Origin of the sequence: Pseudomonas sp. GL-RE-29, assembly GCF_019947275.1 — a bacterium.
Taxonomy (GTDB): domain Bacteria; phylum Pseudomonadota; class Gammaproteobacteria; order Pseudomonadales; family Pseudomonadaceae; genus Aquipseudomonas; species Aquipseudomonas fluorescens_A.
In genome coordinates this window covers 1-11,491 of record NZ_JAGYGD010000065.1, presented here as the reverse complement: position 1 = coordinate 11,491, position 11,491 = coordinate 1, and the positions used below count along the sequence as shown (strand labels likewise).

The window sequence follows — 11,491 nt, the reverse complement described above, 5'->3', positions numbered from 1 at the left end:
GCAACAACTGATAACTGCCCAGATCCCGCCCTGCCCCGGCCTGCTCCAGTGTGGTCTGGGTGAAATCATGGAACTTCACCTTGACGAAGGGCTTGCCCGGTCGATAGCTGCTGTCGATTCGTGCCATGCGGGTTTTGAGGGTTTCCAGCAGTTCCGGCAACTTGTCCAGGCAACTGCGCAAATCCGGCAAGTCGACGTCGTAGGTATTTTCGACACTGATCGACTGTCGGCGACTGTCGTTCTGCACCAGGCGATCATCGATCCCACGGGCCAGACCCCAAAGCCTTTCACCAAAACTGCCGAATTCGCGCACCAACGCCAGCTTGTCCCACTCACGCAACTGCGAACAATCGACGATGCCGAGCTTGCCCAGTTTGTCGGCAGTGACTTTGCCGACCCCGTGCAACTTGCTCACCGGCAAACCACTGACAAAGCCCTCGACCTGATCCGGGGTGATGACGAACAAACCGTTGGGCTTTTTCCAGTCGCTGGCGATCTTGGCGAGAAACTTGTTCGGCGCCACGCCCGCCGAGACGGTGATGTGCAGCTGATTGGATACCCGTCGGCGGATGTCCTGAGCTATCCGCGTGGCGCTGCCGCCGAAATGCGCGCTGTCCGATACGTCCAGGTAAGCCTCATCCAGCGAAAGCGGCTCGATGAGGTCGGTGTAATCGCCAAAGATCGTATGAATTTCCTTGGACGCTTCACGATAGGCGTCCATGCGCGGCTGGACGATGGTCAGGTCCGGACACAGCTTCAACGCATGCCCGGAGGACATCGCCGAACGCACGCCGTATGCCCGCGCTTCATAGTTACAGGTGGCAATCACACCCCGGCGATCCGCCGATCCGCCCACTGCCAGAGGCTTACCGGCCAGTTGCGGGTCGTCACGCATCTCGATGGCGGCGTAAAAGCAGTCGCAGTCAACGTGGATGATTTTTCGTTGGGTCATATCAACGCGGCGTTCATGAAGAAGAAATAGCGTCAGAGCGTGTCGGACAAGCAGTATCTCACTGACACCTGTATATAGCACCAGTGCTCTGAATGTTCTTTTCCGCCTGTAGGAAAAGCCCCGGTAAATTTAATTTCTCAATCAAGATTACTTTCCCAATAGAGGCGAAAGCCTTGCCACGCCTGTCTCTCCGGCCGATCACCCACCCATTTAGCGAGCTAAGCAATTGAACAGAAACAGGTTTTATCGAAATTGACGGTTGACACCCCAGCGTATCTCTATAGAATGCCGATCCACAGACGCGGGATGGAGCAGTCTGGTAGCTCGTCGGGCTCATAACCCGAAGGTCGTCGGTTCAAATCCGGCTCCCGCAACCAAACATCAAAAAAGGCTACTCGAAAGAGTGGCCTTTTTTGTGCGCGCCTGTTTTTCCACAAAAAAATTAAAAATCTTTCAGATTCCAAAACTTAACCGACACCTGCGACCGTTTGACGCTCTTTTACGTTTATTTGACCAGACTCAGGATTAACGGTTGACACCCCGGCGTATCTCTATAGAATGCCGCCACACAGACGCGGGATGGAGCAGTCTGGTAGCTCGTCGGGCTCATAACCCGAAGGTCGTCGGTTCAAATCCGGCTCCCGCAACCAAACATCAAAAAAGGCTACTCGAAAGAGTGGCCTTTTTTGTATCTGTTGAAAAAGTCCTTTCGCAACAATGATCTGTCACTGTGTAGTGAGCCGTCCGAGGTCACCCATGCACCGAGTTCAGACTATGCTCAATCGCAGACTTGGCCCTCTACGACTGATGATGTGCCGTCGCCGTGACCCGGTGATAGGCGTTAATATTTGTGATTATTTTTTTCTACAGGGATTGGTAACTTGGCTGGATACCCCCATCCTGTCGCGCACAATCCAAGAGGTGATTGATGCGCGCCAACTCGTCTGATCCACAAGACTCCGTCACAGCGACACAACCGATCAAGGCGGAGCGTCTGCGCGTGCTGGATCTCATCAGCAAATACCGCCAGCCCATCGGCCTGGCCGTCACTCTTTTGCTATTCACGATCGCATTGATTGCCTGCCGTCATTTGCTGAGCGAACTCGATCTCGATGCTCTGCACGACTCGATTCTCGAAGTGCCGAAACCGGCACTGCTCGGCGCACTGGGCGCGACGGTGGCGGGCTTCATCATCTTGCTGGGTTACGAATGGTCCGCCAGCCGCTATGCCGGTGTGAATCTGGCGCCGCGAACCCTGGCACTGGGCGGTTTTACTGCCTTCGCGATTGGCAATGCCATCGGCCTTTCGATGTTGTCCGGCGGCTCGGTACGCTACCGCTTATATGCACGTCATGGCCTGGGGGCTGCCGAGGTCGCCCGCATGACGTTGTTCGCCAGCCTCTCGCTCGGCTGCGCCCTGCCCCCGCTCGCCGCACTGGCAACCCTGAGCAACCTGCCTGCGGCGTCTACTGCATTGGGGCTCTCAGAAACATTGCTGGGCGTGATCGCTGCCGTCGTGCTGCTGATGTTTGCGGTACTGGCCGTCGGTATCTACCGGCGTCGACTGCCGGAACAACCCTTGGTAGACAACCTGCTGGTCAAGGTCGGCCGCCGTACCTTGCGCCTGCCGGGGCGTCGCCTGACTTTCCTGCAACTGATCATTACCGCACTGGACGTGGCCGCCGCCGCGACCGTGCTCTACCTGTTGTTGCCGGAAGCGCCACCTTTCGGTGCATTCCTGCTGGTGTATCTGCTGGCCCTGGCCGCTGGCGTTCTCAGCCACGTGCCGGGCGGTGTCGGGGTTTTCGAAGCCATTTTGCTGGCTGCCTTCTCCGACACACTCGGCGCCGCGCCACTGGCCGCCGCCCTGCTGCTCTATCGATTGATCTACGTCGTGCTGCCATTGCTGGTGGCCTGCCTATTGTTGCTGATCAACGAAGGCCAGCGCGTATTCCAGACACGCCAGTCGCTGCGTGCCGCATCGGGCCTGGCCGCGCCGATTCTGGCCGTACTGGTGTTCCTGTCCGGTGTGGTGCTGCTGTTCTCCGGCGCGACGCCGGAAATCGACACCCGCCTGGAACACATCGGTTTTCTGATTCCCCATCGCCTGGTTGACGCCTCGCACTTCGGTGCCAGCCTGATCGGCGTGCTTTGTCTGTTGCTCGCTCAAGGCTTGCGTCGTCGACTATCGGCGGCGTGGATGCTGACCACCATTCTGTTGCTGGTCGGTGCCCTGCTCTCCTTGCTCAAAGGCTTCGACTGGGAAGAAGCCTGCCTGATGACCCTGACTGCCAGCCTGCTCGGGGTTTTCCGCCGTTCGTTCTACCGCCCCAGCCGCCTGACCGAACTGCCGTTCTCGCCGCTGTACCTGGTGGCCAGCCTGTGCGTGCTCGGCGCGTCGATGTGGCTGCTGTTGTTCGCCTATCAGGACGTGCCATACAGCCATCAACTCTGGTGGCAGTTCACTCTCGACGCCGATGCCCCGCGCGGCTTGCGCTCGCTGCTCGGTGCCGCCGTGCTGCTGGTGGTGGTGTCCCTGACCTGGCTGCTGCGTACCGCACGCCCGGTGATTCATCTGCCAACACCCGATGAACTGGAGCGTGCGAGCAAGATCCTGATGGCTTCCTCGCAACCGGATGGCGGCCTTGCCCTGACTGGTGACAAGGCGCTGCTGTTTCACCCCAACGACGAGGCGTTCCTGATGTACGCCCGCCGTGGCCGCAGTCTGGTGGCGCTGTATGACCCGATCGGGCCGGGCCAGCAACGGGCGGAAATGATCTGGCAGTTCCGCGACCTCTGCGACATCCACCACGCCCGCCCCGTGTTCTATCAAGTGCGCGCGGAGAATCTGCCGTACTACATGGACATCGGTCTGACCGCGATCAAGCTCGGTGAAGAAGCCCGGGTCGATCTCAAGCGCTTTGATCTCGAAGCCAAGGGCAAAGAGATGAAGGACCTGCGCTACACCTGGAACCGTGGCACCCGCGATGGCCTGTCGCTGGAGATCCATGAACCGGGCCAGGCGCCGATGGATGAGCTCAAGGTGATTTCCGATGCCTGGCTGACCGGCAAGAACGTGCGCGAGAAAGGCTTCTCCCTCGGCCGGTTCAGTGATGATTACCTCAAGCACTTCCGCATTGCGGTGATCCGTTTCGAAGGACGCCCGGTGGCGTTCGCCAACCTGCTCGAGACCTACAGCCATGACCTGGCCAGCCTCGACCTGATGCGCGCGCACCCCGAAGCCCCCAAGCTGACCATGGAGTTCATGATGGTCGGCCTGATCCAACATTATAAGAGTCACGGATACGCGCGCTTCAGCCTGGGCATGGTGCCGTTGTCGGGGTTGCAACCCCGTCGCGGCGCACCGCTGACCCAGCGTCTGGGCTCGATGGTTTTCCGCCGTGGTGAGCAGCTCTACAACTTCCAAGGCTTGCGCCGCTTCAAAGACAAATTCCAGCCTGACTGGGAACCCCGTTATATGGCCGTGCCCGCCGGACTCGATCCGCTGGTAGCCCTGGCCGATACTGCTGCCCTGATCGCGGGCGGCTTGACTGGATTGGTGAAACGCTGATGATTCAACGCTCCTTGCGGTATGTACTGGGCACGCTGGTCGTGCTGGCTCTGATTGTCGGTGGCGGCTACTGGTACCTGAAACGCCCGGCACCGGAACCGACCCTCAAACAACTGACCCCGGCCGATGGCGCCGCGATGACCCGCGTCATCCCCGGCACCACGCCGAAGGCTCAGGTGTTGGTGGCGGTCAATGAAGAACAGAAGCTCAGCGACAAACAACTGATGACCCTGAGCCGCAGCGGCTCGGCGCAGATTGTCCAGGTGATCCTGCCCAAGGACTGCCTGCTGCAAAGCCGCGCCCTGCAATCGGGCTTGCGCGAGCTGAAAGGCCCGGCGACTCTGGTCAGCGGCATCGGCCCGGGCGCGGTGCTGGCGTGGCGCTGGTTGTCCGAGCAGAAAGACGACAAGGCCCAAGCCGTTTCGGTGGACCTGGCCCTGGAAAAACCCGGTTGCACGCACCTGCTGCCGAAAAGCGCGGCCCACGGTTACTGGCTGGTGGCCTGGAACGACAATCCGGACGACACCAGCGCCGGTTTCGTACGCGACCAACCCAACGCCGAAACCAGCATCAGCGACTACGACATCAACCTGCCGCAAGTGCTGAACAACGAACTGCGCAAGATTCTCGTCGGTGGCGACAAAGCCGCGGGCGGCCTGCAGATTCCCGTGGTCGAAGTGCCGGCCGGCCAGGCCAAGGACACCGTCACTCTGTTCCTCTCCGGCGATGGTGGCTGGCGCGACCTCGACCGCGACGTGGCGGGCGAGATGGCCAAGATCGGCTATCCGGTGGTCGGCATCGACACCCTGCGCTACTACTGGCAGCACAAGAGCCCTGAGCAAAGCGCTCTGGACCTGGCTGAACTGATGCAGCACTACCGGCAGAAATGGGGCACCAAGCGCTTCATCCTCACCGGTTACTCGTTCGGTGCCGACGTCCTGCCGGCGATCTACAACCGCCTGGCCGAATCGGAACAGAATCGCGTCGATGCAATCATCCTGCTGGCCTTCGCCCGCACCGGCAGCTTCGAAATCGAAGTAGAAGGCTGGCTCGGCAACGCCGGCAAAGAAGCCGCCACCGGCCCGGAAATGGCCAAGCTGCCCGCCGCTAAAGTGGTGTGCATCTACGGTGAAGAAGAAGTCGATGAAAGCGGCTGTACCGACAAGAGCGCCGTGGGCGAAGTCATCAAGTTGCCCGGCGGCCACCACTTCGACGAGAACTACCCGAAACTGGCCCAGCGGCTGGTGGATGTGATCGAGAAGCGTCAAGCCAAGGAAACTGAAGCTCAGGAATGATCTGAGCAGCGCCTGCAAAAAGCCCCCGAGCCGTTAGGCTGCGGGGGCTTTTTGATGTGGGTGACTTACATCTCCACCTGCGTCCCCAACTCAATCACCCGATTCAGCGGCAGATTGAAGAAGCGCAGGTTGCCGTTGGCGTTCTGCAACATGAAGGCGAACAGCGCCTCGCGCCAGCGGGACATGCCTTCGAGCTTGGAGGCGATGACCGTTTCGCGGCTGAGGAAGTACGTGGTGCGCATCGGGCTGAAATCCAGCTCATCCAGATGGCACAGCTTCAGCGCCTGCGGTACGTCCGGTTCGTCGGTGAAGCCGAAATGCAGGATCACCCGGAAGAACCCTTCGCCGTAGGAATCGACCTCGAAGCGCCGGCTCGGCGGCACACGCGGGATGTCTTCGTACACCACTGTCAGCAACACCACTTGTTCGTGCAGCACCTGGTTATGCAACAGGTTGTGCAACAGTGCATGTGGCACGGCGTCCGGGCGGGCAGTGAGGAACACGGCCGTACCCTGCACGCGATGCGGCGGCTGGACAGCGATACTGCTGATGAAAATCTCCAGCGGCAGTCCGCCTTCGTCGATGCGGTCGACCAGCAGTTGCTTGCCGCGCTTCCAGGTGGTCATCAGTACGAACAGCGCGAGCCCGGCAATGACCGGAAACGCACCACCCTGAATGATTTTCGGCACGTTGGCAGCGAAGTACAGACCGTCTACCAAGAGGAAACCGATCAACAGCGGCGCCGCGAGGAGCGGAGGCCATTTCCACAGCAGCAATATCACCGCCGACACCAGGATGGTGGTCATCAGCATGGTCCCGGTCACGGCCACACCGTAGGCCGACGCCAGCGCACCCGAGGATTCGAAACCCAGCACCAGCAGAATCACGCCAACCATAAGCGCCCAGTTCACCGCGCCGATGTAGATCTGGCCCTGCTCAGCGCTGGACGTGTGTCGGATGTGCATGCGCGGAATGTAACCAAGCTGGATCGCCTGACGAGTCAGGGAGAACGCGCCGGAGATCACCGCTTGCGAGGCAATGACCGTGGCCAGGGTCGACAGACCAACCAGCGGAATCAACGCCCAGCTCGGCGCCAGCAAATAGAACGGGTTACGCGCAGCTTCCGGATCACCGAGCAGCAGCGCGCCTTGGCCGAAGTAGTTCAGCACCAGCGCTGGCAGCACGAGGATGAACCACGCACGGGCAATCGGCTTGCGGCCGAAGTGACCCATGTCGGCGTACAGCGCTTCGGCACCGGTCAACGCCAGCACCACCGCGCCAAGGATCGCCACGCCCATGCCAGGGTGCACGATGAAGAAGCGCACGCCCCACACCGGGTTCATCGCTTGCAACACTTCCGGGTGCTGCAGGATGCCGTAGACACCCAGCGCCCCGAGCACCACAAACCAGGTGACCATGATCGGCCCGAACAGAATGCCGATGCGCGCGGTGCCGTGACTTTGAATCAGGAACAGCGCCACCAGCACCACCAGCGACAGCGGCACGACCCAATGGTCGATGCCGTCGAATGCCAGCCCCAGGCCTTCAATCGCCGAGAGCACGGAAATCGCCGGTGTGATCATGCTGTCGCCATAGAACAGCGCTGCACCGATCAACCCGCAGACCACCAGCAACGAGCGCAATTTCGCGTGCCCCGCCGCCGCCCGCCGCGCCAGCGCGGTCAAGGCCATGATCCCGCCCTCGCCCTGGTTGTCGGCGCGCAGGACAAACATCATGTACTTGATCGACACGACCCAGATCAGCGACCAAAAGATCAGCGCCAGAATCCCCAACACGCCGTCATGGTTGACCGGCACACCATAGCCGCCGGAAAACACTTCTTTGAGGGTGTACAGCGGGCTCGTGCCAATATCGCCGTAAACCACCCCGACCGCCGCGACCAGCATGCCGATCGGCTTCGCTGCCGAATGCTCGGCACCTGCAGCCTGACTACTTGCGTGACCCATCCACCACTCCTACTACCCAGACCCGGGCTTCTTTTGAAGAAGCACTATGCTTTGTCGTGCAGCATGCGCTGTTTTACTTCACGTTACAGACGTTTTGTTGACAGTAAAAAATCGGTAAAGCCCAACGGCGCGAAGCATAGCGCAGCACTCGTCGTATTTCCCTGCATAAAGCTGGTCAAGTGCGTCCGCCATCGCTAGAATTGCGCACTTTTTGATCAGAGGCGCGATAAAGCGTCCGTCTGTCGCCTTGCCGATCATGGCTGGAGGCGTCACAAAATACCGAGGTTAGACATGTCCACCACTCCTGCGCCGGCCAATCCAAAGGTTGGCTTCGTATCCCTGGGTTGCCCGAAAGCACTGGTCGACTCCGAGCGCATCCTTACCCAGCTGCGCATGGAAGGCTATGACGTTGTGTCCACCTATCAGGACGCCGATGTCGTGGTGGTCAACACCTGCGGTTTCATCGATTCGGCCAAGGCAGAATCCCTGGAAGTGATCGGCGAAGCCATCAAGGAAAACGGCAAGGTCATCGTGACCGGCTGCATGGGCGTCGAAGAAGGCAACATCCGCAACGTGCACCCGAGCGTGCTGGCCGTAACCGGTCCGCAGCAGTACGAGCAAGTGGTCAACGCCGTGCACGAAGTCGTGCCGCCGCGTCAGGACCACAACCCGCTGATCGACCTGGTGCCGCCACAGGGAATCAAACTGACCCCGCGCCACTACGCCTATCTGAAGATTTCCGAAGGCTGCAACCACAGCTGCAGCTTCTGCATCATCCCGTCGATGCGCGGCAAACTGGTCAGCCGTCCGGTGGGCGATGTGCTCGACGAGGCCCAGCGCCTGGTCAAGTCCGGCGTCAAAGAGCTGCTGGTGATCTCTCAAGACACCAGCGCCTACGGCGTTGACGTGAAATACCGCACCGGTTTCTGGAACGGCGCGCCGGTGAAAACCCGCATGACCGAACTCTGCGAAGCCCTCAGCACCCTCGGTGTCTGGGTTCGTCTGCACTATGTTTACCCGTACCCGCACGTTGACGAGCTGATCCCGTTGATGGCTGCCGGCAAAATCCTGCCGTACCTGGACATCCCGTTCCAGCACGCCAGCCCGAAAGTACTGAAGTCGATGAAACGCCCGGCGTTCGAAGACAAGACCCTGGCGCGCATCAAGAACTGGCGCGAAATCTGCCCGGACCTGATCATCCGTTCGACCTTCATCGTCGGCTTCCCGGGCGAGACCGAAGAAGACTTCCAATACCTGCTGAACTGGCTGACCGAAGCCCAGCTCGACCGCGTCGGCTGCTTCCAGTACTCGCCAGTAGAAGGCGCTCCGGCCAATGACCTGGATCTGGAAGTGGTACCGGACGACGTCAAGCAGGACCGTTGGGATCGTTTCATGGCGCACCAGCAAGCGATCAGCTCGGCGCGCCTGCAAATGCGCATCGGCCGTGAAATCGAAGTGCTGGTCGATGAAGTCGACGAGCAAGGCGCGGTCGGCCGCTGCTTCTTCGATGCCCCGGAAATCGACGGCAACGTGTTCATCGACAACGGCAGCAACCTCAAGCCGGGCGATAAAGTCTGGTGCAAAGTGACCGACGCCGACGAATACGACCTGTGGGCTGAACAGATCTAAACGCAAAAAATACGCAAAGCCCCGCTCTCTTGACGAGATGCGGGGCTTTTTTACGGCTATCGTTTTGTGAGGAACGGATTCTCACCTTCACAGCCGGTTGTAAAAAATAAGGAGCAGGCGGGCATGCGCCAACATTCGGTCATCCACACACCGAAACAAAGCGACTACGAAGAATTGACACAGGTCTGGGAGGCCTCGGTTCGCGCGACCCATGACTTTCTGCCAGAGAGCTACATTGAATTGTTGAAGAACCTGGTGCTGACCCGCTACCTCGACGCGGTGATGCTGATTTGCACCAAGGACGCCAGCCAGCGCATTACCGGGTTCGCCGGAGTCGCGGCGGGCAAGATCGAAATGCTCTTTATCGACCCGAAACATCGCGGTCAGGGGCTGGGCAAGAAATTGCTGCGCTATGCCCTGGAAAACCTCAACGCCGATGAACTGGACGTTAACGAACAGAACCCGCAAGCGTTGGGGTTTTACTTCAAGCAAGGGTTTGAGGTGATCGGCCGCTCGGAGGTGGATGGCATGGGGCAACCGTATCCGTTGCTGCATATGCGGATGCGCCAAAATCACAAACTTTCACAGCACGGCTGACCTGACACTGAACCCTGTGGGAGCTGGCTTGCCAGCGATGCAGACGCTGCGGTCTATCCTGATGCGCCAAGGTGATGCAATCGCTGGCGAGCCAGCTCCCACAGGAAATGCAACGGCATTGAAATGGGACCGGGATTAACCGGCGCCCAGCAGGTACAATGCCCACCCCTTTTTTGTTACGGCCCTGACATGACTGACCCGATTCGTCTCTCCAAACGCCTCATCGAACTCGTCGGCTGTTCCCGTCGGGAGGCTGAGCTGTTCATTGAGGGCGGCTGGGTCACCGTCGACGGCGAAGTCATCGACGAGCCGCAGTTCAAGGTCGGTACGCAAAAAGTCGAGCTGGACCCAGAGGCCAAGGCCACGGCGCCGGAGCCGGTGACCATCCTGTTCAACGTGCCCGCCGGCATGGACGCGGACACCGCCATGGCGACCATCAGCGCCGAGACCCTGAGCGAAGAACATCGCTACGGCAAACGTCCGCTCAAGGGCCACTTCCAGCGTCTCACCGCGAGCACTGACCTGCAGGCCAACGCCAGCGGCCTGCTGGTGTTCACCCAGGACTGGAAGATCCTGCGCAAGCTCACGGCCGACTCCAACAAGATCGAGCAGGAATACGTGGTCGAGGTCGAAGGCGACATGGTCGAACATGGCCTCAATCGCTTGCAGCACGGCCTGACCTACAAGGGCAAGGAACTACCAGCGGTCAAGGCCAGTTGGCAGAACGAAAACCGCCTGCGCTTCGCCATGAAAAATCCGCAACCGGGCGTGATCGCCCTGTTCTGCCAGGCCGTCGGCCTGAAGGTCGTGGGTATCCGTCGCATTCGCATCGGCGGCGTGTCCATCGGCAAAGTGCCCGTGGGGCAATGGCGCTACCTGTCCGGCAAAGAGAAGTTCTAAGACTTCCGACGCCGCCACACATTTTGGTGCCGCAGGTTTTATGCGGTACCCACTGCTGAATATCAGGATTGCACACCATGATTCACAACGACGTACTGCGCAGCGTGCGCTACATGCTCGACATCAGCGACAAGAAAGTCATCGAGATCATCAAGCTGGGCGGCATGGACGTCACCCTGCCAGACCTGCTGACCTACCTCGACAAAAAAGAAGAAGACGAAGAAGGCTTCGTACGCTGCCCGGACGAAGTCATGGCGCACTTCCTCGATGGCCTGGTGATCTTCAAGCGCGGCAAGGACGAAAGCCGTCCACCGCAGCCGATCGAAGTGCCGGTGACCAATAACATCATCCTGAAAAAATTGCGCGTGGCCTTCGAACTGAAGGAAGACGACATGCACGCCATCCTCAAGGCCGCCGAGTTCCCGGTGTCCAAGCCTGAGCTGAGCGCGCTGTTCCGCAAATTCGGCCACACCAACTACCGCCCGTGCGGCGATCAGCTGCTGCGCAACTTCCTCAAAGGCCTGACCCTGCGCGTACGCCCGCAATAAGCGCTCAACTCCTTGTAGGAGCCGGCTTGCTG

The 11,491-nt window shown here is 59.9% G+C and carries 8 protein-coding genes and 2 tRNA genes; 8 read left to right on the top strand and 2 right to left on the bottom strand.

What is annotated here, in order from left to right; translation table 11 throughout:
• Positions 1–952 (bottom strand): DNA polymerase IV (gene dinB / locus KGB21_RS29005; RefSeq protein ID WP_223507504.1); only part of this gene is annotated, 952 nt, incomplete at its 3' end.
• A 300-nt stretch (positions 953–1,252) separates the two neighbouring features.
• On the opposite strand from dinB, the gene KGB21_RS29000 reads away from it, so the two are divergent.
• From KGB21_RS29000 to KGB21_RS28985, 4 genes are all read left to right on the top strand, one after another.
• Positions 1,253–1,329, top strand: a tRNA-Met gene (locus KGB21_RS29000).
• 196 nt (positions 1,330–1,525) lie between these two features.
• Positions 1,526–1,602: transfer RNA gene (locus KGB21_RS28995), tRNA-Met, on the top strand.
• 278 nt (positions 1,603–1,880) lie between these two features.
• Positions 1,881–4,523 (top strand): bifunctional lysylphosphatidylglycerol flippase/synthetase MprF, encoded by a 2,643-nt coding sequence (gene mprF / locus KGB21_RS28990; protein WP_223507503.1) that lies wholly within the window; start codon positions 1,881–1,883, stop codon positions 4,521–4,523.
• Complete coding sequence (locus KGB21_RS28985) at positions 4,523–5,818, top strand: virulence factor family protein (protein ID WP_223507502.1); 1,296 nt, start codon at positions 4,523–4,525, stop codon at positions 5,816–5,818. Before mprF ends, KGB21_RS28985 begins: the two co-directional genes overlap by 1 nt.
• A 65-nt stretch (positions 5,819–5,883) precedes the next feature.
• Here KGB21_RS28985 and KGB21_RS28980 read toward each other — a convergent pair whose 3' ends face one another.
• Positions 5,884–7,785, bottom strand: coding sequence for a potassium transporter Kup (locus KGB21_RS28980; protein ID WP_034146795.1), 1,902 nt, complete (start codon positions 7,783–7,785; stop codon positions 5,884–5,886).
• Between the two features lie 291 nt (positions 7,786–8,076).
• Here KGB21_RS28980 and rimO point away from each other — a divergent pair, with 291 nt between their 5' ends.
• The 4 genes from rimO (at position 8,077) to KGB21_RS28960 (ending at position 11,459) form a co-directional block, all read left to right on the top strand.
• The gene (gene rimO / locus KGB21_RS28975; RefSeq protein ID WP_034146797.1) at positions 8,077–9,414 is read left to right on the top strand and encodes a 30S ribosomal protein S12 methylthiotransferase RimO; all 1,338 of its coding nucleotides are present in this window, start codon (positions 8,077–8,079) and stop codon (positions 9,412–9,414) included.
• A gap of 123 nt (positions 9,415–9,537) precedes the next feature.
• Entirely contained in the window at positions 9,538–10,011 is a 474-nt protein-coding gene (locus KGB21_RS28970; RefSeq protein ID WP_034146798.1) for a GNAT family N-acetyltransferase, read from the top strand.
• Between the two features lie 189 nt (positions 10,012–10,200).
• Positions 10,201–10,911 (top strand): rRNA pseudouridine synthase, encoded by a 711-nt coding sequence (locus KGB21_RS28965; protein ID WP_034146799.1) that lies wholly within the window; start codon positions 10,201–10,203, stop codon positions 10,909–10,911.
• Between the two features lie 77 nt (positions 10,912–10,988).
• Positions 10,989–11,459, top strand: a complete 471-nt coding sequence (locus KGB21_RS28960) for a DUF1456 family protein (RefSeq protein ID WP_046816549.1) — start codon at positions 10,989–10,991, stop codon at positions 11,457–11,459.
• Positions 11,460–11,491 lie beyond the last annotated feature (32 nt).